The 22,679-nt window shown below is 42.9% G+C and carries 21 protein-coding genes and 1 tRNA gene; 10 read left to right on the top strand and 12 right to left on the bottom strand.

The annotated features are described in order from the left end of the window. Positions 1-5: 5 nt before the first annotated feature. Positions 6-500 (bottom strand): photosystem I reaction centre subunit III, encoded by a 495-nt coding sequence (locus NOS7524_RS06740; protein ID WP_015137731.1) that lies wholly within the window; start codon positions 498-500, stop codon positions 6-8. A 177-nt stretch (positions 501-677) separates the two neighbouring features. Here NOS7524_RS06740 and tsaD point away from each other — a divergent pair, with 177 nt between their 5' ends. Beyond that, positions 678-1,727, top strand: a complete 1,050-nt coding sequence (gene tsaD / locus NOS7524_RS06745; protein WP_015137732.1) for a tRNA (adenosine(37)-N6)-threonylcarbamoyltransferase complex transferase subunit TsaD — start codon at positions 678-680, stop codon at positions 1,725-1,727. Between the two features lie 77 nt (positions 1,728-1,804). Here the strand turns inward: tsaD and NOS7524_RS06750 are convergent, their stop codons facing one another. Then, on the bottom strand, positions 1,805-2,737 hold the full coding sequence (locus NOS7524_RS06750) for an alpha/beta fold hydrolase (RefSeq protein ID WP_015137733.1): 933 nt from the start codon (positions 2,735-2,737) through the stop codon (positions 1,805-1,807). Positions 2,738-2,927: 190 nt separating this feature from the next. Then, complete coding sequence (locus NOS7524_RS06755) at positions 2,928-3,647, bottom strand: hypothetical protein (protein ID WP_015137734.1); 720 nt, start codon at positions 3,645-3,647, stop codon at positions 2,928-2,930. Positions 3,648-4,034: 387 nt separating this feature from the next. Here NOS7524_RS06755 and NOS7524_RS06760 point away from each other — a divergent pair, with 387 nt between their 5' ends. The 6 genes from NOS7524_RS06760 (at position 4,035) to NOS7524_RS06785 (ending at position 8,988) form a co-directional block, all read left to right on the top strand. After that, positions 4,035-4,586: a GNAT family N-acetyltransferase gene (locus NOS7524_RS06760; protein WP_015137735.1), complete on the top strand. Its 552-nt coding sequence runs from the start codon at positions 4,035-4,037 to the stop codon at positions 4,584-4,586. 193 nt (positions 4,587-4,779) lie between these two features. Beyond that, positions 4,780-4,853: transfer RNA gene (locus NOS7524_RS06765), tRNA-Pro, on the top strand. Positions 4,854-5,513: 660 nt separating this feature from the next. Beyond that, positions 5,514-6,347 carry a Tic22 family protein gene (locus NOS7524_RS06770; protein WP_015137736.1) on the top strand — a complete coding sequence of 278 codons (834 nt, stop codon included), beginning with the start codon at positions 5,514-5,516 and terminating at the stop codon, positions 6,345-6,347. 2 nt (positions 6,348-6,349) lie between these two features. Continuing rightward, positions 6,350-7,273, top strand: coding sequence for a peptide chain release factor N(5)-glutamine methyltransferase (gene prmC / locus NOS7524_RS06775; protein ID WP_015137737.1), 924 nt, complete (start codon positions 6,350-6,352; stop codon positions 7,271-7,273). Between the two features lie 43 nt (positions 7,274-7,316). Continuing rightward, positions 7,317-7,913 carry an L-threonylcarbamoyladenylate synthase gene (locus tag NOS7524_RS06780; protein ID WP_015137738.1) on the top strand — a complete coding sequence of 199 codons (597 nt, stop codon included), beginning with the start codon at positions 7,317-7,319 and terminating at the stop codon, positions 7,911-7,913. Between the two features lie 154 nt (positions 7,914-8,067). Further along, entirely contained in the window at positions 8,068-8,988 is a 921-nt protein-coding gene (locus NOS7524_RS06785; RefSeq protein ID WP_015137739.1) for a sensor histidine kinase, read from the top strand. Here NOS7524_RS06785 and NOS7524_RS06790 read toward each other — a convergent pair. From NOS7524_RS06790 to hemB, 8 genes are all read right to left on the bottom strand, one after another. After that, on the bottom strand, positions 8,948-9,415 hold the full coding sequence (locus NOS7524_RS06790) for a GNAT family N-acetyltransferase (RefSeq protein ID WP_015137740.1): 468 nt from the start codon (positions 9,413-9,415) through the stop codon (positions 8,948-8,950). The two genes, NOS7524_RS06785 and NOS7524_RS06790, sit on opposite strands and share 41 nt — an antisense overlap. A gap of 203 nt (positions 9,416-9,618) precedes the next feature. Further along, on the bottom strand, positions 9,619-10,020 hold the full coding sequence (locus NOS7524_RS06795; protein WP_015137741.1) for a hypothetical protein: 402 nt from the start codon (positions 10,018-10,020) through the stop codon (positions 9,619-9,621). Between the two features lie 173 nt (positions 10,021-10,193). After that, on the bottom strand, positions 10,194-11,177 hold the full coding sequence (gene secF / locus NOS7524_RS06800) for a protein translocase subunit SecF (protein ID WP_015137742.1): 984 nt from the start codon (positions 11,175-11,177) through the stop codon (positions 10,194-10,196). After that, a complete protein-coding gene (secD, locus tag NOS7524_RS06805; RefSeq protein ID WP_015137743.1) occupies positions 11,174-12,598 on the bottom strand; it encodes a protein translocase subunit SecD in 1,425 nt (474 codons plus the stop codon). The genes secF and secD overlap by 4 nt, the downstream gene beginning before the upstream one ends. Before the next feature lie 176 nt (positions 12,599-12,774). Further along, complete coding sequence (locus tag NOS7524_RS06810; RefSeq protein WP_015137744.1) at positions 12,775-13,758, bottom strand: alpha-ketoacid dehydrogenase subunit beta; 984 nt, start codon at positions 13,756-13,758, stop codon at positions 12,775-12,777. A gap of 194 nt (positions 13,759-13,952) precedes the next feature. Then, complete coding sequence (locus NOS7524_RS06815) at positions 13,953-14,243, bottom strand: helix-turn-helix domain-containing protein (RefSeq protein ID WP_015137745.1); 291 nt, start codon at positions 14,241-14,243, stop codon at positions 13,953-13,955. A gap of 202 nt (positions 14,244-14,445) precedes the next feature. Continuing rightward, positions 14,446-14,916, bottom strand: a complete 471-nt coding sequence (locus tag NOS7524_RS06820) for a DUF3592 domain-containing protein (protein WP_015137746.1) — start codon at positions 14,914-14,916, stop codon at positions 14,446-14,448. Between the two features lie 362 nt (positions 14,917-15,278). Then, a complete protein-coding gene (gene hemB, locus NOS7524_RS06825) occupies positions 15,279-16,259 on the bottom strand; it encodes a porphobilinogen synthase (RefSeq protein ID WP_015137747.1) in 981 nt (326 codons plus the stop codon). A gap of 632 nt (positions 16,260-16,891) precedes the next feature. Between hemB and prfC the strand changes: the two genes are divergently transcribed. Both prfC and NOS7524_RS06835 read left to right on the top strand, forming a co-directional pair. Beyond that, a complete protein-coding gene (prfC, locus tag NOS7524_RS06830; RefSeq protein ID WP_015137748.1) occupies positions 16,892-18,520 on the top strand; it encodes a peptide chain release factor 3 in 1,629 nt (542 codons plus the stop codon). A 130-nt stretch (positions 18,521-18,650) separates the two neighbouring features. Continuing rightward, positions 18,651-20,852, top strand: a complete 2,202-nt coding sequence (locus tag NOS7524_RS06835; RefSeq protein ID WP_015137749.1) for a M48 family metalloprotease — start codon at positions 18,651-18,653, stop codon at positions 20,850-20,852. Positions 20,853-20,915: 63 nt separating this feature from the next. On the opposite strand, the gene NOS7524_RS29860 is transcribed toward NOS7524_RS06835, so the two are convergent. After that, positions 20,916-21,080: a hypothetical protein gene (locus NOS7524_RS29860; protein ID WP_171815352.1), complete on the bottom strand. Its 165-nt coding sequence runs from the start codon at positions 21,078-21,080 to the stop codon at positions 20,916-20,918. Between the two features lie 385 nt (positions 21,081-21,465). On the opposite strand from NOS7524_RS29860, the gene NOS7524_RS06840 reads away from it, so the two are divergent. Then, on the top strand, positions 21,466-21,960 hold the full coding sequence (locus tag NOS7524_RS06840; RefSeq protein ID WP_015137750.1) for an RNA recognition motif domain-containing protein: 495 nt from the start codon (positions 21,466-21,468) through the stop codon (positions 21,958-21,960). Positions 21,961-22,679: the final 719 nt, after the last annotated feature.

A 22,679-nucleotide genomic window follows, 5' to 3' on the forward strand; every position in this document is an offset into this window, starting at 1 on the left:
CTGAATTAACGGGGAGAAACAGTAATTTCTGAGTCTTTAGCAGTTAACTCACCAGAAAGCAATTCTTTCACTGCTGCTGCTGGCCAAGCAAAGCCTGTAGCAATGATAGAGAGTGCTATACCCAAATCGATTTGGATTTCTTTTTGCTCAGTGTCAGATTCTTTTTTGATGGCTTGTAAGTAGGCACGACCTACCCAACCAATCCAACCAGCAATGTACAAGAACAGAATGCTAGGAATCAGGAAGTCGCCAGCGCGATCTAGACGGCCATCAACAATCAAGTGAGGATAGCCTTCGGGGCCGCATAGCGCCTGAGAATAACGTTCAAAACGCTTTTTACCAGATTCTGGATCGGCTGTAGTATTACGGGCATTTTGGGCTAGTGCTTGAAATGCAGGATTGTCTTTACAAGGGGTTAGATCGGCTCCTAGGGCTTTCGCAGGAGGAGCGAAACTAAATGAAAGACAAATCACTAAAATCAAAGCAAACAATCTTCGCATGGATATGTTTCCTTTTATTACAAAAGAAAAAGTTTTTTGTACAAAACGAAGCGGCTTGTACAGTCTTTATTTGCTTAACTAGCAAGTCATCATACTCTTGGGCGGGAATCGAGTAAAGTTAAAGTAAATAAAAGTTAAAGCTTCTCAAACAAGTCTCGATTGTGGTAAAGCCCTGGAATGACAACTGTTTTAGCCATAGAAACTAGCTGTGATGAAACTGCTGTGGCAATTGTTAAAAATCGTCAAGTTTGCAGCAGTATTATCACCTCGCAAATCCCCATACATCAGCAGTATGGTGGAGTAGTACCAGAGGTAGCTTCGCGTCAACACTTGGAAACGATAAATGGAGCGATCGCTCAAGCCTTAGAGCAAGCTCAATTAGATTGGGGAAAAATCGATGGGATCGCTGCCACTTGCGCTCCTGGACTGGTGGGAGCGTTATTAGTGGGATTAACAGCCGCCAAAACTTTGGCAATCTTGTACAATAAACCATTTTTGGGAGTTCATCACCTTGAAGGTCACATTTACGCTACTTATTTGAGTGAGCCAACTTTAGATCCCCCTTTTCTTAGCTTACTGGTTTCCGGCGGACATACAAGCTTGATTTATGTTAAGGATTGTGGTAGATACGAAACCCTAGGTGAAACTCGTGATGATGCGGCTGGGGAAGCCTTTGATAAAGTATCTAGGCTCTTAAAGCTGGGATATCCTGGTGGCCCAGCCATTGATAAACTAGCGCAAGTGGGTAATCCCCAAGCTTTTGCCCTACCAGAAGGGAAAGTGTCCTTACCGGAAGGGGGTTTTCATCCCTATGATGGTAGTTTTAGCGGCTTAAAGACGGCGGTACTGCGTTTAGTACAGCAACTAGAGAAAGAACAGGGACAAGTACCCGTAGCAGATGTAGCAGCCAGCTTTCAGGAAACCGTAGCCAAGGCATTAACCAAAAGAGCGATCGCCTGTGCCATTGACTACGGCTTAGATACAATTGCCGTTGGTGGTGGGGTAGCAGCTAACAGTGGATTAAGAAAACACCTACAAGCAGCCGCTACACAGCATAACTTGCGCGTCCTATTTCCTCCTTTGAAATTTTGTACCGATAACGCTGCGATGATTGCCTGCGCCGCAGCCGATCATTTATCTCGTGGTCACACATCCCCTGTTACCTTGGGTGTAGAGTCGAGGCTACCCCTGACTCAAGTTATGAAGTTATATCAGCCAAAGTCTTGAGGGAGCAGAGGGGCAGGGGAGCAGGGGAGATTTTTTCCCAATAATTCTTTAATTTTGAATTTTGAATTGATTGATGCCTATTGCCTATTGACTACTGATTCCTGTTTTGTCAGAATCGCCCGAATGTGATTAGCAACAGCATCTGGCTGTTCTAACATTGCCAGATGTCCACAATCAGGAATTTCAATCACATTGTCTCCACAATATTGGAAAAGCCTATGAAAACTAGCTAAATGACGAACATATTTAGGTTCCATCACTTTATCATCAGCACCAGCTAAGAAATACACTGGCTGTTTTAACTGAGAGACTAACTTGGGTAAACGGTTGACTTCTTCCTCAGTGGTAGACTCTAACAATGCTCCCAAAGCCGCTTCGGGATCAGCCACGACGAAATCAATCACTCGCTGACGCGCCCAATAGCGATCTAAAGGACGAGAGACAGTAACTCTGGTAAAAAGTAAATCAATTAACGGTACTTGGGATAACCAACGGGGACGGACTTGTAAAAATCGCTGCCCTGCCGCACGAAACTGTTCAAAAGCTTCCTTGAGGTAAATACCGCCACCTGCATTGATACAGATCACACCCTTGACAATTTCAGGCATTTGAGCAGCTGCCCACAGAGCGATCGTCCCTCCCAAAGAGTGACCAATCAGCCAAGCACTATTGATATTTAGTTGTTGCAACAGGATTGTCAAATCCTCAGCATAGGCAGCTGGCGTATGGAGAGACTCAAAAGATGAACTCATAGCCCGAATTGAGTTAGCAGAAAAACTGACAGCACTTTCTGCTGGACTAGAGTCAGTTTCTAGCGGGTACTGAGACTCACCAAAACCTCGTAAATCATATGACAGACACTGCAAACCAACTGACAAGCGGGAAATGACAGGTTGCCAGTATCCACGACTATTAAGCCAACCGTGGATGAATACTAAAGTATCAGGACAGGATGTGGGAGCTGTTAGCTCGTAGGCGTGTGGAAAGCCCAAAATTTCAATAGTTGCCATATTTATATCGTACCCTTAAGGGTGGGTGCGACCAAATACCGAATGAGAGAAGGCGGGAGTGGGGGAAGTAGGGGGAGCAGAGGAGCAGAGGAGCAGGGGAGAAAAACTAATCAATCTTGCCTATTGCCTATTGCCTATTGCCTATTGCCTACTAACTAATGACTTTGATCGCACTTGCTGAAATTCTTGATTACTTACCCAACAATCTCAGACGTACACCTTCGGCAATTTTGTGTCCCAGATACTCAGGAATCAGACTTTCATTCGGCCCCAACAAGTAAAGAATTAGCCGTGTACGTCCACGCCAAACTAACAAATTGGCATTGACAACCAAAAGGTCTTCTTGCCAAATGGCGTACATAACTTTGTAAAATAATCCTGGTTGATTATCAGCCTCAATCACTAAAGCTGGAAGATGAAAAACTGGATCAACATAGAACTCAGTTTGTACCTGTTCTAAACCCACATCTAGGTTGAATTCTACTGCCAGCATCTCTTCTACCTCAAACCGCCCTCCTAGAGCCTCACGAATGGCTCGACAAACATTTTCTGCGGTTTTCTCTGTCAAGGCTTTGCTTCCACGAGAGACCAACAGTTTGATAAACACTAACATTGGTGGTCGAATCTGTCCGTATAGACTCAAACTGTGGATAGTCAGCCCGTAAGCCGCCAACACACCAAAAATATCGCTGAGGAGAAATGATTGATTGCGGTAGGCAAAATGCAAAGCACTTTTACTACCTTCCGGCTTCAACTCAATTACGGCACGTCTGGATTTATAAAGACGATAGGCTAGCCGCAAATTTTGCAGTTGAATCTCACTGCTTACAAATTGCTCATAAAACTGGGGAAACGCTCGATTAAAGCGTTTGAGAAGTTCCAGTGTCGAAGATTTTAAACCAGAAGCCATCGTTAGGGGTAAGACTCACTTGCGGGGATTGGGGAGCCAGCCGCGTGGGCGGGTTTCCCGACTTTAGCGGACTGGCGTGACTGGGGATTGGGGACTAGGTAATTTAAGTATCACCCACTACCCATCAACTCATCCCTTCATTTATATACAATTCAGTGTAAGTATTCTCGCCTTTTTAGGAATTTCTCCTAGCCTTTACAACAAAGTGCTAAAGTTGAAAATGATTGGTGTGAAACACGCCGTAACTAGCTGTTACCATTGATAATCCCGAAGATACCCAAAAAAATTTGCGGGTGAGGGTTAAGCAATGGTATTAGACTGTAAAACGTGAATCAACACTTTTAATAGTGGCAACCAATTCAGTTATACTACCCGAACCACGTCGGCATGGGTTTTTGGAAAACTTGGTTTAGTACCTCTGAATCTGCGACAAGTAGAACCACCTCTTTTGAAGAGCATACACTAGACGCTAAGGGCAACTCTAACGCCAATAGCGATGCCTCCGGAGCTACACGGAGTGCAGAACGCATTGTTTTCAGTACAGAGCGAGACATCGACCTGTATGAACTAGAAGAACTGTGTGATGCCGTTGGTTGGTCACGTCGTCCTCTGAGAAAAGTTAAGAAAGCTATTGAGCATAGTTTTCTCGTAGCCTCCATGTGGCAGGTACGAGGAAACCAAAGACGGCTAATTGGTTTTGCGCGTGCTACCTCAGATCATGCTTTCAACGCCACTATTTGGGATGTGGTTGTTCACCCAGACTTTCAAGGTAAAGGACTGGGTAAGGCCCTGATGAAATACGTACTTAAAAAACTGAGGAGTGAAGAGATTAGTAATGTAACGCTCTTTGCCGATCCTCATGTTGTAGATTTCTATCGAACTATGGGTTTTATGCCAGATCCGGAAGGTATCAAAGGTATGTTTTGGTATCCTCATTAATTCCCCAGATCAAAAATAGCTGACTACAAAAAAGTCAGCTATAATGATATAATGTTCCTAACCTTGACTAACGTTATCGTAAAACTCGCCCTAGAATTTTAGTTAAATTCTGGGCATAACTACAGTAAAAAATACTTGCGTTTAGCAATTAGTAGTTTTTCCTGTAAAATTATGTTAAAATTAGCCTAAACATCGGGATGTAGCGCAGCTTGGTAGCGCGCCTGCTTTGGGAGCAGGATGCCGCAGGTTCAAATCCTGTCATCCCGATATAACAAGGTAAATAAGAAAACCCCAATCTGTTAAATGATATGGGGTTTTTCTGTAGGTAAGTTTAGAAAGTTCAAGTTATTGTTTGTATTTATTCATATTGCGCCTAAGTATAAATTTTAAATTAAGTTGATGAAAAATACTGAAATTAACTGTATTTTTGCGTAAAATAATCTTTGTCTGTTCATGGCCATAGCTTATTTGATGTGAACCAATGAAATTTTTTCTTTAAGAAAGAATACAAGCTAGATAAATTCTATGTATAAAAAGAAATATCTAATATGCCAAGAGTGGGTGGAACGATTCTCTATTGCATAACGTCACTCAGATTTGAGTAAAGACAATAGAATGGCATTGGCAAACTCAACAACAAGCTACATATAATCAGCATCTACAGTAAGGCGTAGTGAATAGTAAAGCAAAGCTGAGGAAAAGCTCACTCCAGCACGGTCAACAGGTAACAATGTCACTAATGGAATCTATAGGGGTTGGAAAATATCATGTATTCAGAGTAGATTGTTAGCATTTAACAATGCTCATGACTTTTTCCCATATCCAATGGATTGCTATATAACTGATAAAAGTTGGTACCAAATTGGTGCTGTGCAAATCAAACTATTTGTTTAAACTGAATTGAAATTATTGATGTAAGGAGCAATCATGAAAGCATTGGTTCGCTGGGGCGCAACATTAAGTTTAGTTGGAAGTACACTGCTAGGAACAGTTTTTGTAGGGAATTTCCCAGCACTGGCATTGTCAGAACAACAAATTAAAGAAAAATTAGACTCTGTACCCGTATATTTAATTACAAATGATAAGGGTTTACCATTGAGCCGTCCTTTACCAGCAGGGCAGAACGGACAAAAACCTGGGGGTTCGGTCACAGGGGCTTATTTGAGTCGGCAAGAGGCACAAGCTTTTATTAACGAGCTGCGGAACGCCAAAGGTAAAGACCCAAAAATGGAGGAAATGGTCAAAAGCCTGCAAGTGACAGCAGTGCCTTTGGGGGTAATTTATCAGCAATTACAACAAACAAAAACAGATCCCAATCGTCTTTTATTTGCATTTAAACCTGTAGATCAGGAACTTAAGGGTGCGATGGATTTATTACGTCAAAGCGGTCAGAAGGTAGAGCAATTTAGAAGTGTACCGATTTTTGCGGTGAGATTTGCGCCAGATCAAGGTTACGTACCAATTCAATTAGGGTCTGAAAAAGAACAAGCTGTACCATTGTTTTTAAGTAAACAAGACGCACTAGGTTTATTGAATCAGGTCAAGCCAAAGTTTCCTAAAGCCGATATTCAGGTAATAGATGTAGATGGAGTTATCAAGACATTACAGGACAAAAATGATGCTTGGCTTAACCAAGTTGTCTTGGTTCCCTCCCCAGAATCAAGAGAGTATATTAGAACATTACCCAGAGAGAACGGAACGAAGGCTCCTGCTAATAGAAATAACAACACCCGGCCAGCACCACAGCCCAATCGACGTTAGGCATGGTCTATAAAAAGCTAAATGTAGTTTCTGGTTTACAACTTTGGCAATGGCGCAACAGAGCGATCGCTACTGGAATAACTCATCAGGTTTCAGTAGCGGAAGTTGATTGGCTACTGCAAGAGATAGCTGGGTTAGACCGCTTGTCCTTACGTTTGCAATCTTTTAAAGACCAAACTCAAATTTTGATGAATTTGTCTTTAGAAGAGCTAGAAAATCTGTGGCAGAGACGCTTGCACGATCGCTTGCCAGTCCAGTACATTGCCGGAACTACACCTTGGCGCAATTTTCATCTGAAGGTGTCGAGCGCGGTTTTGATCCCCAGACCAGAAACAGAGTGCTTGATTGATTTAGCTGTGGCAGCTGTGGCTAAGAGTAAATCAGCACCACACCTACAACAAGGACTATGGGCAGACTTGGGAACTGGAAGTGGAGCGATCGCCTTGGGACTGGCAGATGCCTTTCCAGAGGCAACAATTCATGCTGTGGATTATAGTCCAGAGGCTTTGGCGATCGCCCAAGAAAACGCCCATAATTTGGGTTTAGCCAAGGGAATACAATTTTATCAAGGGTCATGGTGGCAGCCGTTAACCTCTCTCAAAGGACAATTTAGTGGCATGGTGTCTAACCCACCTTATATCCCTAGGGATATGGTGCCTACATTGCAACCAGAAGTCGTAAACCATGAACCGCATTTAGCTTTAGATGGTGGCGTTGATGGTTTAGATGAGATCCGCCACCTGATAGACATTTCACCTAGGTATTTGCGTCCTGGTGGGGTGTGGCTGATTGAAATGATGGCAGGACAGGCTCAGACAGTGCGAACACTGTTACACAAGCAAGGTAGCTATTGTAATATTCAAATTCATGCTGATTTAGAGGGTGTTGAACGGTTTGCTTTAGCCTACGTAAGTGCTGAGTTTTGAGTTATGAGTAATTAAGTGGTTTACATAACTCTTGGTTCTCAGTATGACAAAAGTTTCGTTAGATGCTTTAATAGCGGGTACTCGTGCCGGTGCTGTAGTCAGTTTTCCTACTGATACTGTTCCCGCATTGGCAGTGATGCCAGAACAAGCGGCGTTGATTTTTGCAGCTAAACAGCGCAGTCAAGATAAACCCCTGATTTTGATGGGGGCTAGTGCGGAAGATTTATGGCCTTATGTCCGAGGTAATGAGCAAGAATATCAGATTTGGCAGCAAGTCGTAACTCGGTATTGGCCAGGAGGATTGACGTTGGTGTTACCCGCTAGCGATCGCGTCCCACCTGCGATGAATCCCACTGATCCCACTACAATTGGGATTCGCGTCCCTAACAGTGCGATCGCCCAAGCTATTTTGGCGCGAACAGGCCCTCTTGCTACCACTAGCGCCAATTTTTCAGGACAGCCACCTTTAAAAACTATGGCAGAAATTGATGTTCAATTCCCTGGAGTTCTGACTTTAGAATCCATAGCTGAAGAATATTTGAGTGAAAATACTGAAAATAATCTGCCTTCAACTGTGGCTAAATGGACTGGTATGGATTGGCAAATCTTGCGGCAAGGTACAGTCAACTTAGATTTTTAGGCTGAAAACTAGATTAGCCAATAGGGTTGTGAGTTGCAAAACAGTGACTTGCTGTGATTTTTATGACAAACTGACAGATAAATGATGTTCTAGGAAATTCGGAAACTGATTTTTCAGTTTTGTGGTCAATTAACAAGTTAATAACTGCCTAATTATGAATTGGAGTAACTGGGTATATCTAGGTGCAGGATTGGTAATGGGGATCAGTTCTCGTTGGTTATTGGCGAGGTCTGCCAAGGCTAAGTCCCACCAATCTCCAGAAGAGTTGACACAGCCTCAGCACACACCACAAATCCTAGAAGAGTTCAAAAACACGCAACTGGCTTATCACATGGCCAGGGAAATGAGCCAGTTTAAAGCGGGTTTTTTGGCGCGGACTACCCATGAATTGCGATCGCCTTTAAATGGTCTGATTGGTTTACATCAGCTAATTTTGTCAGATTTGTGTGAAGACCCAGCAGAAGAGCGCGAATTTATTGGCCAAGCTCACGAGCGGGCGTTAAAGCTGTTACATCTGATGGATGAAATTCTCAATGTCGCTAAGACAGAACACGGAACTAATAAATTAGATATTCAGCCGCGGCCTTTAGCTGATGTTTTACAGGAAGTTTATAACTTAATTTATATGTTGGCGGTAGATCGCAATTTGAAGTTGCGAATTTTGCCTCCTGAACCTGAGATTTATGTCTTGGCAGACCAAAAATGGTTAAGGCAAATATTGCTAAATTTAGTAGATACTGGGATCTCTCAGATGACGGAAGGCAGTATTTGTATTTCCTGTGGCATCCCATCTGCAAGTAATTTTGTCTATATTTGGTTAGATTTACCGACTCACGCATTAATCAGCGATGAGTCGATAGATTTACTCAAAGGTGAAGACAAATCTGTGGAAATTGAGCTAGAGAAAACTGCTCTTTCTCCAGGAATGAAGCTATTACTCAATCAAAATCTTTTAGCCGTGATGGGTGGTAAGCTAGAAATCCTACCATCCACCAATTCTGGAGAAGCGGAGCAGTTGACAAGATTACAGATATCTATGCCCTTAGCGATTCTTGAAGCTGAACTTCTCCAGTAGTCAAGGTGCTAATTTCTGATTGGTTGTATAGCACCATAGTTGTAGTGTGATTAGTTTGGAATCCAATTTTTTCGTAGAAATTTTTTTGTTCGGTAGTCATCAAGTATACGCGCTCAACCTGCATCCGGGGATGACTCAACACTGTTTCTACTAATTTGCTTCCTAATCCTGTGCCACGATAGTCTGGATGAATCACAACATCCCAGATTGTGCCTCGGTATATACAATCAGAAGTTGCTCTAGCAAAACCAATCAGTCTTTCTCCATCCCACACAGAAATTACTGGGTCACTGTTAGCAATAGCTATACTCAAATCCTCAATACTGCGTCCTTTCGCCCAAAATGCTGCCAGATTAAATAGCTCTTGGAGTTGGTAAAGGTCTACTTCAGACTGGCGATCGCAAAATTGAATCTGAGGGTGGTTCATTTGTAGGCACTCCGATGTGGCAGTATTTTTACTGTCTCTACATCATATTGTGCATGAATTTACTGAATTCGGATATTTCCATGCAACAAATTCTGACAGAGGGAGTGGGGAATGGGGACTAGGGGAGTAGGGTAAGAGAGAGAAAAGAGGTTTTTAGTAATTTTGTAGGCTTACCCCTCCGTAGCCAAGAGTATTTTGAATTGTTAATTGTTAATGACCCACTTCCATAAAGGGTGAGAGGGGCCTTGCTTTCGGATTTGGAATACTTGTTTTTCTAAACGTTGTTTTTCATCCTGTGGCAATCCCACTAAAATATTACGGCTTTGCCAGACTAAAACACTAGCCGTCATACCAATACAAAAAGCTAAACCTATGGCAGACAGGGGATGGTATAACAATCCATAGCGCACACCCACCCAAGTAAAATATTGTTGCCATAACGCAATTTCTGCCCGCAAGTTCCACAAGCATAGAGGCGCAATTGTCAACCATAAAAAGCTAACAAACAGCCATCTTCCATATACAGTTAATTGGTGTAGCCTGTGAACTTGTTGGGCTAAAGATTGGTCATTGCTAAAAGTTTCAGGTTCTTCGGGTTGAGCCATAGGCGATGGAGGGGATTGGGGATTGGGGATTGGGGATTGGGGATTGGGGATTGGGGATTGGGGAGATGTAGCTTGAGCTTCTCTTGCGATGGCGTAAGCCTACCCGCAGGGTGGAAGCAGGGGAGCAAGGGAAATAACTATTGCAAGAGTGCCTATTGCCTACTAATTATTGCCTACTCCACAGATGTATCAGTGACTCCGGTACTTGCTACCACTGTAGTTTGACCTGTACGTTCTCGCCACCAAGTTAGGAGGGTGCTAGCAACAAAAATACTGGAATAGGCTCCGGCGATGAAGCCAATAATCAGAGCTAAGGCAAAGTTTTTTAAGGTTTCGCCACCAAATATAAAAATAGCGAATAATGGCAACATGGTGGTGAGAGTTGTATTGATTGATCTACCTAATGTTTGGTTAACTGCATCATCAACAATTTCAGTAATTGGTCGGTTGGGAGTTGCTTTTAATGTTTCCCGAATGCGATCGTAAATGACTACTGTATCGTTGACGGAGAAACCTGTAATTGTCAGGAGAGCCACAATAAAGAGGCTATCTACTTCCGTACCGAAAACTAGACCAAAAATTGAGAAGATTCCTGTGGCGACGAGTACATCATGAAACAGGGCGATGATGGCAAATATGGCATAGTCTAACTGGAACCGGAAGGTCAGATAAATAATTATGCCCAAAAAAGAGACAATCAGGGCCATGATACCGGATGTAAATAACTCTCGCCCTAAAGTCGGCCCTACTGTGTCGATTTGATTTTTTTGCTCGTCAAAAGTGCCTACTTTCTCGCTTAAGGCGGTTTGTAATTTGGTACGCTGTTCGCGATCTAAATTTTTTGTGCGAATTAAGATGCCGTTTTCTTGGCGTGTTTCTTTATCAGCGATAATTTGGATGCTGCTATCGCCAAGTCCTTCTGCTTTAGCGACTTCCCGCACAACGTTAATATCTATTGGCTGGTCGCAGTTGCCTGGTTTGGTACAATCTCGTTCCAACTGCAATCTTGTACCACCGACAAAATCTAAACTCGGACGTAGGGGTGCGCGAATGCTGGGGTTTTGCCAAGAAATCACCATTGAGATGATACCAGCCAAAATGACAGCACAAGAAATAGTCCACCAGAGCGATCGCGATTTGTTAATACTGAGTTTCATTGAGCTACCTCTGCCTTATTAGATGCACCTGATGCTGGCAGGTTCGGACAAAACAGTTCTGGTTTCCGCAGTGCAGGAATTGAAATTGCTAAAAACATTAAGCTACGACTACAGGTAATAGCACTAAACATACTGACTCCTACACCCAAAGCCAGAGTTAAAGCGAAGCCTTTGACTAAACCAGCCCCCAGCCAAAATAGGGCTGCACAAGCAATCACTGTTGTCACATTGCCATCTAAGATGCTGGAAAAAGCACGGTAAAAGCCAGATTCTACGGAACGATATAGGGATTTACCTGCTCTTAATTCTTCCCGTGTGCGTTCAAAAATGAGTACGTTTGCGTCCACTGCCATACCGATACTGAGAATAAAACCAGCTATTCCCGGTAGGGTGAGCGTCACACCAAGTAGAGCAAAGCTAGCCCAAGTCAAGATGGCATAGATGATTAAAGCCACATCGGCGATTAATCCTGGTATTCTGTAATACACCACCATAAATATTAATACTAAAATCAGTCCACCAATGCCGGCATAGATGCTGCTGGTGATACTGTCTTTACCCAAGGTTGCGCCAACGGTGCGGATTTCAGCAATTTCTACTGGTACGGGTAAAGCACCACCGCGTAGTTGTACACCTAAGTCATTGGCTGTTTGAGCAGTAAATCTACCTGTAATCACAGCAGAACCGCCTGTAATCCCGGTAGCGGCGAATTCTGGCCCAACTACGGGAGAGCTGATGAGTTCATTATCGAGAAAAATACCGATGCTGCGTCCTGTACCTGCCAAATTTTTGGTGAGTTCGGCAAATAGTTCACCACCTTTTTGATCGAAGCGAATGGCAACGTTCCAATTGCCACCTTGTTGGGTGGGTTCGCCGTAGGCATCTTGGAGGTATTTACCATCAAGCGGTGGGTTTGTACTTTCAAATAATTCCGCGATCGCTTGGGTATTTTTCTGTAAATCTTCTAAATTTTGATTAATTGCGGCTTGATCGTTACTTTTTCTTAATTCTTCTTGCTGAACTTTTAGTTGAGCGCGTGATTGTTGAAAAGCAAATAATTGGGTTTCTGTATTGGGTTTTTGTTGACGAAATTCTAACTGTGCTGTCCCTCCTAGCACCCTTTCTGCTTGTTCTGGATCATTCACCCCTGGTAACTGGACAAGGATTTTATCTGTACCGACGGTTTGGATGACTGGTTCGGAAACACCAAGACCATTAATCCTACCTTCGACGACTTTTTTGACTCCATCCAGTTCACGTTCAGTGATTTGCTTAATTTGCTCTGAGGGTTTGACCTGAATTGTGAGCTGTGATCCACCTCTTAAGTCTAGCCCCAAGGGTACAGGAATCATGGCAATCGCCGTCATAGCGGCGATTACCAATAAAAGAACCAAAGCTAATAGCGATCGCTGTCTCTGCATACCATAACTCGCAACTGACAAACGCTATAATAACGCTCTTTGCATCAGTTATGAGTTGGAATTGGGTACTGGGGATTAGGGATTGGGTATTGGGTATTGAGCATTGGGAATTAGTTTTTCTTCCTGCATCCCTGCTTCTTAAGAGTCCCCAGTCCCCAGTCCCCAGTCCCTATTCCCTAAACTCTCATAGCAACCATTTTCTGTACAGCTTCTACAATTTGCTCTGGCTGTACGATTGTCAGACGTTCTAGTGTGCCGTTGTAAGGGGTGGGGATGTCTTGGGATGATAATCTCAGCACTGGGGCATCTAATTCATCAAATAGGCGATCGTTAATTGAGGCGGTTAGTTCTGCACCAATACCCCCAGTTCGCATACATTCTTCTACCACAATGACGCGATGGGTTTTCCGCACGGATGCACCAATAGTATCAAAATCTAATGGTTTGAGGGATATTAAATCAATTACTTCTGGGTCGTAACCTTGTTTTTCTAAAGGTTTGACGGCTTGCATGACATGGTGACGCATCCGTGAATAGGTCAAAATCGTCACATCTTTACCGCGACGGACAACTTCTGCTTTATCCAAGGGCAGTAAATATTCTTCTTCTGGCAGATTTTCTTTCAGATTGTAAAGTAAAACGTGTTCAAAGAATAATACTGGATTATCATCACGGATAGCGGATTTCAATAGCCCTTTGGCGTTGTAAGGGGTGGAACAGGCTACAATCTTTAATCCTGGTACGGCTTGGAAGTAAGCTTCTAGACGTTGGGAATGTTCTGCGCCTAATTGTCTACCTACACCACCAGGGCCGCGAATCACCATAGGAATTTTAAAGTTACCACCGGAGGTGTAACGTAACATCCCAGCGTTGTTAGAAATTTGGTTGAAGGCTAGGAGCAGAAAGCCCATGTTCATGCCTTCAATAATTGGCCGCAAACCAGTCATGGCTGCGCCTACTGCTATACCGGTAAAGCTGTTTTCAGCAATGGGAGTATCTAAAACTCTCAATTCACCATATTTTTGGTATAGGTCTTTGGTGACTTTATAGGAACCGCCATAGTGTCCCACGTCTTCACCAAGAACAAATACACTGGAATCACGAGCCATTTCTTCATCAATGGCTTCCCGCAGAGCGTTAAAGAATAGTGTTTCTGCCATTTAGACCTTTTTTACGACTATTGTTTTAGAATCTTATCGCGCCAACGTTACCAATACCGTGAGCGATCGCACTACTACCACCAAGGTGAATTTTCTAACTTAAACGAGTGTTTTGTGTATTTTTAGACTTGAGTGGTTAATAGCTTGATTTTTGCTTTGCATGAGTAATTACGGATTTTCATCTAGTCAGGCTATCAGCTGCAAACTGGCGAATCAGTTACCTGCGTTACCTGATTGTCTGGGAAGCGTCTTGGCCTTCCTGGTTTGCGTTTATGTCGTTGATTAACCGACTTTTCGCTGGCATCTGCCAATTCTTCAGGTGTACATTGGAACAGGCGTAAAGCTGCCAAGTATTTTTTTGGTGTCATTGTCGGCTCAGTGCGCCCAGCTTCCCAATTGCGAACGCTGGTTTCACTGATTGCAAGCCTGAAGGCAACTTCTGCACGGCTAAGGCCAGCACGTTCTCTCAGGACTTGCATATCCATATCTCATGCTCCTTAAGAAAAATGTTGAGTTTTTTACTAAATCAATTGACATTTGATGTCAACGTAAAGCCATTAAAAATTTATTATCTCTAATTATTTTATAGCGATCGCTTCACCCTATGACAAATGCAACTCATAATTTCTGTAACGTTTCATACAAAATTTGCTGTTGAACGTGAATAATCATTGTGAGTAGGGTGCATTAACTATGGTCGGGTGGCTCACCGAAAGACAAGCATATAGGTGACAACTGACGCAGGCCAGAAACTAAACTCAATCCACCCATCCCAAACGCCATCCAAGAAGCAATTGACTCAAACGGTTGCACTTCACGCGCAGTAGTTGCTGGTTGCTTGGGGTCGTAACGGACTGTTACTATTTTGCCTTGACTGGCGCGGGAGGAATCATAATTACCTGTAAAGCGGATGCGATCACCCTTGGAGAGAAATTCTATCACTGGCGCATAGGTGTCTTTTTGCTCATTTTTACTATTGCGATCGCGACGATGGACGGTATGCACCACCCTACCCTGTGTTTCTGTTAGTGTTGCACGTTCGTGTGCAAATTTGTTATTTACCCAAAAACCTGTCCCGATAAACACCAGTCCAATTACCAGACCAAGAGTTCCACTAAATTTATCTTCAAATGTAATTTGGCGAAGTTTCACATTCATTGGTGTGACAATAGCAAAAAAAATAAATTTCCAGAGTATCGGCTATTCAATTTACAGAAAATTATCTGCAAATTATGTGAATTAAGATGATAATTTAAACTAATTTGTAATTTGCAATGAACTGGGTATTAGGGATAGCTATTGAGGAATAACTGTATCTCAAATCAAGATATGTCAAAGTAACACAATTGAAGAATCACGGAATAATTGGATTGAAGCGTTGGGATTGTTTTTTTATCCATTTAAATTTTATTAATTAGAAATCTCCAAAATTAATGATGCGTGACCTGAAATATTTGTAGAGATGTATTAATACTACGTCTCTACAAATATTTTTTGGAGATGTCTAAACATCATGCAAATTACCGCAACCATCTGGCCGCATCTTTGGCATGGTAGGTTAAAATTAAGTCTGCGCCAGCACGTTTGAAACTGGTTAAAGTTTCCATGACTACGCGCTCTTCATCAATCCAGCCATTCAAGGCAGCAGCTTTCACCATCGAATACTCACCAGAAACGTTGTAAGCAGCAACTGGTAAGTTACTTGCTTCCTTGACGCGCCAAATCACATCCATATATGCTAAGGCTGGCTTGACCATGAGCATATCAGCCCCTTCCGCAATATCTAACTCAATTTCTTTAATGGCTTCACGGGCGTTACCTGGGTCCATTTGGTAGGTTCTTCTGTCGCCAAATTGGGGGGTAGACTCGGCTGCATCTCTGAAGGGGCCATAATAAGCGGAGGCATACTTGGCAGCATAAGATAAAATCGGTGTGTCTTGGAACCCCGCCTCATCTAAAGCAGAACGAATTGCCTGTACAAAGCCATCCATCATCCCAGAGGGGGCGATGATATCCGCGCCGGCTTTGGCTTGGGATACTGCTGTTTTCTTCAATAGTTCTAGGGTGGGGTCGTTGAGAACCCGTCCTGTTAAATCGCCAACTTGTAGATAACCGCAGTGTCCGTGACTGGTATATTCACATAAACAAGTGTCGGCAATGACAATCAAATCTGGTAATGCTTCTTTTACGGCCGTTGCTGCTTTCTGCACAATTCCGCAATCATGCCAAGCGCCAGTAGCATCTGCATCTTTATCTGCGGGGATACCAAATAAAATAATGGCGGGTATGCCTAGGTCATAAACCTCTTTCGCTTCTTCGACGATTTTATCTACGGAAAGTTGGTAGACTCCAGGCATGGATTTGACTTCATTGGCAATACCATCACCAGGTACAGCAAACAATGGGTAAATTAAATCATTGGTGGTTAGTACAGTTTCACGTACCATCCGGCGTAGTTGGGGATGAGTACGTAGACGACGGGGGCGATGGGTGGGATACATAAAGTTTCGTGAAGAAATACAATCAAATGGACACAAAACAAAGCGTCACAAAAGTCGGACACAACTTTGCTATTGTCGGACAGACTACAGGCAGTGCTTAACTGTCCTTTGCCCTACTCTTGCTCAAGCTGTGGGGCAATTTTGTATTTTACAGTAGGCTGGAGGCAGGATAATTTTGGATTTGAGATTTGAGATTTGGGATTTGCATCAGTAAAGATAAAAAAATCTCAAATTTGCCCCATGAATAAATCAAAACAATTGAGATATGAATTAACGCTCAATTATCTATTTCTAAATTCTCAATTTTCTGGGAATTATTATGATAATTTTTATTAAAAAAATGGGCATGAGAATAGTGAAAGGTTTGACTGGCGATTAGAAGTGGCAGTTTGAGTGCAGCCTTGCATCAAATTGAGGGGGATTGAGGGGGTAATTTTAAACGCATTTGCTGATAAGCGTTCCCGCAGGGTAGGGGCGCGGAGGGTGCAAGTTGAGAGTAATTGGAAGATTACGGTTGAATTAATATAAAGGCGGTTAATTAGACGATTAATCAGTGGGGTCGTTGTTTTAAGATTAAAGGACTCGCTAAAGTAGAAAAATTAAGTTACGTAACTAGGAAGTGAATACAGTTTATGTCAACTGAACTTCAGACAGAACTTGGTCAAGCAGTTGAACTTCGTCGCAATTTTGCGATTATTTCTCACCCTGATGCTGGTAAAACTACGCTAACAGAAAAGCTACTCCTCTACGGGGGTGCAATTCACGAGGCTGGTGCTGTTAAGGCACGTAGGGCGCAACGCAAGGCTACATCCGATTGGATGGCGATGGAACAACAACGGGGTATTTCTATCACCTCTACAGTATTACAGTTTGCTTACCAAAACTGTCAAATTAATTTACTCGATACCCCAGGACACCAAGATTTTAGTGAGGATACTTACCGGACTCTGGCGGCGGCTGATAATGCTGTGATGCTGATTGATGCGGCAAAAGGTCTTGAACCTCAAACCCGCAAGTTATTTGAGGTGTGTAAACTCCGGGGTTTACCAATCTTTACTTTTGTTAACAAACTTGACCGCCCCGGTAGGGAACCACTGGAATTATTGGACGAGATTGAGCAAGAATTAGGGCTGCAAACCTATGCCGTTAATTGGCCGATTGGCATGGGCGATCGCTTTAAAGGTGTATTTGATAGAATCAACCAGCAAATTCACCTGTTTGAACGCAGCGCCCACGGCAGTAAAGAAGCCCGTGACACAACTGTAGATTTGGGTGATCCAAGAATTGAGGAATTATTGGAACAAGACCTGTACTACCAACTGAAAAATGATTTAGAACTATTAGAAGGCGTAGGCCCCGACCTGGATTTAGATTTGGTACATCAAGGAAAAATGACCCCTGTGTTCTTTGGTAGCGCCATGACGAACTTTGGGGTAGAGTTATTTCTTAAGTGCTTCCTTGACTATGCCCTTAAACCAGGTGTTCACATCAGCAGTGTTGGTGAAGTACCCCCTACTTATCCAGAATTTTCTGGGTTCGTTTTCAAACTCCAGGCTAATATGGACCCGAAACATCGCGATCGCGTCGCTTTTATCCGGGTCTGCACTGGTAAGTTTGAAAAAGATATGACAGTTAATCATGCCCGCACTGGCAAAGTCGTCCGGTTATCACGACCGCAAAAACTCTTTGCCCAAGAACGGGAATCAATTGATGTCGCTTATCCAGGGGATGTGATCGGTTTAAATAATCCAGGTGTTTTTGCGATCGGCGATACAATTTACACGGGGCAGAAACTGGAATATGAAGGGATTCCGTATTTTTCGCCAGAACTGTTTGCGATTCTTCGCAACCCCAATCCCTCAAAATTTAAGCAATTTCAAAAGGGCATCTCCGAATTGCGGGAAGAGGGTGCAGTCCAAATCATGTATTCAACTGACGAAGCTAAACGCGACCCCATTATGGCAGCTGTGGGTCAGTTGCAGTTCGAGGTGGTGCAGTTTCGCTTACAAAACGAGTATGGTGTAGAAACCATACTAGAACTACTACCTTATAGTGTGGCTCGTTGGGTAGAAGGTGGCTGGGAAGCTTTGGAAAAGGTGGGACGTATATTTAATACCACCACAGTCAAAGACAACATGGGCCGCCCAGTTTTACTGTTCCGCAATGAATGGAACTGTCAACAATTACAGGGAGATCATCCAGAGTTAAAACTCAGCGCGATCGCCCCAGTGTTTTCTAGTCAAAAAGCAGAAGATGAGTGAGTAGTGAGTGATGAGTGTTATTCTTCTCCTCTCCTTCTAGAAACTCCTGGGTTGATGTACACGGCATCTGATGATTCGCGCTTTGACATAACCGTGGATCAAATCACACAGATGGAGTACCAGAATTTCTATGCCTTCACACGCTAAATCGTCTTTGGAGGCTGGTTTATTTGCCCTCAAGCAGGGTAATTACCAAACAGCGATCGCCCAACTTGAACCTTTAGCTAGCTATCAGGGCAATGGCACTGCTAGCTTACAAGCTAGGGTAGGGTTAGTGATGGCTTATGCACGCAGTGGCGAAGTCCGTAAGGCGATCGCCCTGTGTCAGACTCTCACTGATAGCCAAAACCCAAAAGTCAAAGAGTGGGCAGAAGTGGCCCTAGTACATTTAACTAAAAACCAGAAAAAACGCCAAAAATCAAAAAATGCCCAGGTTACTGCCAGATCACAGCAGGCTGTAGCCCATAAACAATCCCATTATTCATCCGCTTTGCCCTCTGTGGGTTTCCAAAATCAATTTATAGAAAGACCTAATGTAGCAACTAATACTTTATTTGGAGGCACAGGTTACGCCAAAACTCAGGAATTTGGGATTTATTGGCGGCAAGCTAAACGCGCCAAGGTGTGGCAGCCTCTACAAAAGCCCAGCTTGATACCCTTAAAACTGCTAGCAGCCGGAACATTCATGGCCTTGTTTTGGGTGCTGCGAGAAATCCTCAAGTTCACAATGGGTGCAATTAACTGGAGTTTAGTTAAATTGCCCTACTTGTCACCTTTGCAATTGTTATATCGTGATCCTACTCCAGTGTTACTAACTGTTTTGTTCATAGCGATCGCGATATCACCTTGGCTATTAGATTGGTTGTTAACCCAGTTTTACGGACAGCGAGAATTATCTAAAGATGCCTTGCACAACCATAGTCGGGAAACGCTGCGTGTACTGCATCGCTATTGTCAACAGCGACACTGGCCAGCACCCCAACTACGAATTTTACCAATAGCTGCACCAATAGCCCTCACCTATGGCAATTTACCCCGGACTGCCCGGATTGTAGTCAGTCAAGGACTATTAGACCAACTAGCAGATGATGAAATTGCTACCATCTATGCTATGCAGTTAGGGCAGATTACCCACAGGGATTTTGTCTTGATGTCTTTACTGCTGCTAGTAACCCTACCAATTTACAAACTCTATCAGCAGATTGCAGTTTGGGGAGACAAAGTTTCAGGGGGGATATGGCATTGGCCATTCACCATCGTATCCAGTTTGGTGTATGGATTGTGGTGTGTGTTGAGTGGTACGGCTTTAGTGTATTCTCGCTTACGCCTGTACTATAGCGATCGCCTAGCAGCTGAAATCACTGGTAATCCCAATGGCTTGATTCGGGCCTTACTGAAAATCACTATTGGCATTGCGACTGACATTCAAAAAGAAGAATACACTCCTGGACAATTAGAAAGCTTAAATCTGTTAATGCCAGTAGGTTATCAGCAAAGTGTGGCTTTGGGTAGTGTAGCCGGTCATCTCACCTTTGAATCAATGTTGATGTGGGATAATGTCAACCCCTATCGGCGTTGGTTTACCGTTAATAATACTCATCCATTAATTGGCGATCGCATCCACAGATTATGTCAGATAGCCCGTCACTGGCATATAGATCCGGAACTACATTTGACTAGCCAGCAATCCCTCAGCGAACAGACATTGAATGTTACTCGTCAGTCTTTCTTGGTGCAAATTGCACCCTTTTTAGGGATTCCTTTAGGATTTGTGTTTGCGGGTTTGATTTGGTTTTTGTGGCAAACTGCTTTCACCATGAAAATTTTAAATCTCAAATGGATTTACGAAGATTGGTCATTTGTCACAGGTTGCCTACTCATCTGCTTTAGCATCGGCATGGTAATCCGGATGAACTCTTTTTTTCCAGACATCAAAGCCAATGGTATACACACAGAAGAACAGTTCCTGTCTCTGTTAGCCAATCCTTCCGGCATTCCCAGTGATAGCATCAAGGTGCGATTTGTCGGGAAACTCCTAGGTCGTCAAGGTATTAGTAATTCTTTAGCCCAGGATTTAATTTTACAGTCCAGCAAAGGTTCAGTAAAACTCCACCATGTTTCCTGGTTAGGAAAACCCATCCATCATCAAGAATTGATTGGTCGGCAAGTGATAGTTACAGGTTGGTTTCGCCGAGGTGCAACACCCTGGATTGATATTCAAACCTTGCAAACCCAAAGTGGTAAAACCATCCATAGTCCTCATCCCATCTGGTCTACCGTTCTAGCAGTCGTAGCCCAAGCTTGGGGGGCTTATATTTTCTTGATGGGCTAGGTTGTGATCCCCATTTCTCCCTACACCCCTAGGGAATGTAAACAAACATTGCAAATCTTGCTGCTAGGTGTTACATTTGTTTACAAAATCTCTGGTAAATAAAATAAACAGCGCCCCAGCTTGGTCATCACCAGTGGCTGCTTGCGCCAATCTATCTTTGTTTATCCTCCTAACACAGCAGTAAATCGACCAGCCACTGGCTGGTTTTTGTTTCCCAATATCTACCATCTTGAGAAAATAAGTACTTTATGCTACGGTGTGTTAATACTATTGCTAGAAAAGTATATGCTGAACTAGCTACGTAGATAATACCGTGGTAATGTAAGGAATGGTATTTAATTCTGCGGGCAAGGGCATTGAAAAAAAATGCTTACGGCAAGAAGCAGTAAAAAACAAATTTATAACCTTTAGAATTAAGGTGGTATTAGTGGAGCGTTGTGTACGCTTTTTGATTCAAAAAGCTTGATCCCAACAAAAAACTGTATTGTATAGGTTGACAGTTTGGAGTAAAAAAATTGGTTTACGGCAATCTTGGTCAATAGCATTTAAAAGCCAAAGCCAAGTCATGGTTTTCTTGCCCTGCCATGTTCATTCAACTCTGGAGGTATAGTTCATGTCCGTTCGCCTATATATAGGCAATTTGCCAAAAGAAGAAATAGATCGTCAAGAGCTGCAAGCAGTGTTTGCTGCCGAGGGTGATGCTGTAACAACTAAACTCATTAAAGACCGTAAAACTGGTAAGTGTCGCGGTTTTGGGTTTCTGACAGTCAATAATGATGAACAAGCTGACCAAATTATTGAAAAGTACAATGGTCAATTGTTCAAAGAAACCCCAATTAAGTTAGAAAAAGCATTACCTCGCACAAAAGGTGATGAGGGCGATGAGCAAGCAGCACCTACAGCAGCAGGTAGTGCTACTCCTACACCTAAAGCTAACAAAGAGGGTAGTCGCCGTGATAAAGGTGCTAAGAAATCTCGTCGCGGTGGTGGTGGACGTGAAGGCAGTTCTACGTCAACATCTGATTCAGATGCTATTCGTCCAGATCCACGCTGGGCTTCTGAATTAGAAAAGCTCAAGCAAATGCTAGCAGCTCAAACCACAAATTAAGTAACAAAGGAGAGAAATTAAAAATTAAAAGTCAGGATTTTTTGATTTTTAATTTTTAATTGTCAATTCTGATCAGCTCAATTAAGGATGAATTGTGGCTATTGTTGAGAGTGCGATCGCTCATGTTGGGTAGAATATATTGATTCAATCAATTTGTCCCAACAAGTTGGTTGTTTATTGATTGAGCATAAAGTTTTGCCTACAGTGGCGATCGCACTTGTTCAACTAAATTAAGCTTTTCTGAATCTTCCAGAGTCCAAACCACCAGAGTGAGGGCAAGGTAACACTCCTCAACTGGAATCAATTCTAACTCAATAAGTATTTATTACCCCTCCAGTCTCACTAGGCTCACAATCTAGGCTGAAGGGGTTTTGAATTTTTAGATGTTGAGTAATGAGTAATGAGTGGTGAGTAATGAGTAATGAGTGGTGAGTGGTGAGTAATGAGTAATGAGTGGTGAGTGGTGAGTAATGAGTAATGAGTAATGAGTAATGAGTGGTGAGTAATGAGTAATACCCATTACTTCAAAATTAAAGACAGTTGGAGTCGGGGATTTAAACGCCAACTCAACTGATACTACGTGTAGATGTAGGGGTCATTTAACCCTTGAATTTACGATAAACTGTATTATAAGATACATATTTATTATTTAAATATTAGTAATATTGGACACTCTACTTACTCATATCAAAGTAATGCCAAATAATTCGGTGTAATTA

Origin of the sequence: Nostoc sp. PCC 7524, from assembly GCF_000316645.1 — a bacterium.
Taxonomy (GTDB): domain Bacteria; phylum Cyanobacteriota; class Cyanobacteriia; order Cyanobacteriales; family Nostocaceae; genus Trichormus.

What these genes read in the sequence shown, in the direction of transcription:
- NOS7524_RS06740 (WP_015137731.1), bottom strand. Translation starts at nt 500, where the DNA reads ATGCGAAGATTGTTTGCTTTGATTTTAGTGATTTGTCTTTCATTTAGT.
- tsaD (WP_015137732.1), top strand. Translation starts at nt 678, where the DNA reads ATGACAACTGTTTTAGCCATAGAAACTAGCTGTGATGAAACTGCTGTG.
- NOS7524_RS06750 (WP_015137733.1), bottom strand. Translation starts at nt 2,737, where the DNA reads ATGGCAACTATTGAAATTTTGGGCTTTCCACACGCCTACGAGCTAACA.
- NOS7524_RS06755 (WP_015137734.1), bottom strand. Translation starts at nt 3,647, where the DNA reads ATGGCTTCTGGTTTAAAATCTTCGACACTGGAACTTCTCAAACGCTTT.
- NOS7524_RS06760 (WP_015137735.1), top strand. Translation starts at nt 4,035, where the DNA reads ATGGGTTTTTGGAAAACTTGGTTTAGTACCTCTGAATCTGCGACAAGT.
- NOS7524_RS06770 (WP_015137736.1), top strand. Translation starts at nt 5,514, where the DNA reads ATGAAAGCATTGGTTCGCTGGGGCGCAACATTAAGTTTAGTTGGAAGT.
- prmC (WP_015137737.1), top strand. Translation starts at nt 6,350, where the DNA reads ATGGTCTATAAAAAGCTAAATGTAGTTTCTGGTTTACAACTTTGGCAA.
- NOS7524_RS06780 (WP_015137738.1), top strand. Translation starts at nt 7,317, where the DNA reads ATGACAAAAGTTTCGTTAGATGCTTTAATAGCGGGTACTCGTGCCGGT.
- NOS7524_RS06785 (WP_015137739.1), top strand. Translation starts at nt 8,068, where the DNA reads ATGAATTGGAGTAACTGGGTATATCTAGGTGCAGGATTGGTAATGGGG.
- NOS7524_RS06790 (WP_015137740.1), bottom strand. Translation starts at nt 9,415, where the DNA reads ATGAACCACCCTCAGATTCAATTTTGCGATCGCCAGTCTGAAGTAGAC.
- NOS7524_RS06795 (WP_015137741.1), bottom strand. Translation starts at nt 10,020, where the DNA reads ATGGCTCAACCCGAAGAACCTGAAACTTTTAGCAATGACCAATCTTTA.
- secF (WP_015137742.1), bottom strand. Translation starts at nt 11,177, where the DNA reads ATGAAACTCAGTATTAACAAATCGCGATCGCTCTGGTGGACTATTTCT.
- secD (WP_015137743.1), bottom strand. Translation starts at nt 12,598, where the DNA reads ATGCAGAGACAGCGATCGCTATTAGCTTTGGTTCTTTTATTGGTAATC.
- NOS7524_RS06810 (WP_015137744.1), bottom strand. Translation starts at nt 13,758, where the DNA reads ATGGCAGAAACACTATTCTTTAACGCTCTGCGGGAAGCCATTGATGAA.
- NOS7524_RS06815 (WP_015137745.1), bottom strand. Translation starts at nt 14,243, where the DNA reads ATGGATATGCAAGTCCTGAGAGAACGTGCTGGCCTTAGCCGTGCAGAA.
- NOS7524_RS06820 (WP_015137746.1), bottom strand. Translation starts at nt 14,916, where the DNA reads ATGAATGTGAAACTTCGCCAAATTACATTTGAAGATAAATTTAGTGGA.
- hemB (WP_015137747.1), bottom strand. Translation starts at nt 16,259, where the DNA reads ATGTATCCCACCCATCGCCCCCGTCGTCTACGTACTCATCCCCAACTA.
- prfC (WP_015137748.1), top strand. Translation starts at nt 16,892, where the DNA reads ATGTCAACTGAACTTCAGACAGAACTTGGTCAAGCAGTTGAACTTCGT.
- NOS7524_RS06835 (WP_015137749.1), top strand. Translation starts at nt 18,651, where the DNA reads ATGCCTTCACACGCTAAATCGTCTTTGGAGGCTGGTTTATTTGCCCTC.
- NOS7524_RS29860 (WP_171815352.1), bottom strand. Translation starts at nt 21,080, where the DNA reads ATGGTAGATATTGGGAAACAAAAACCAGCCAGTGGCTGGTCGATTTAC.
- NOS7524_RS06840 (WP_015137750.1), top strand. Translation starts at nt 21,466, where the DNA reads ATGTCCGTTCGCCTATATATAGGCAATTTGCCAAAAGAAGAAATAGAT.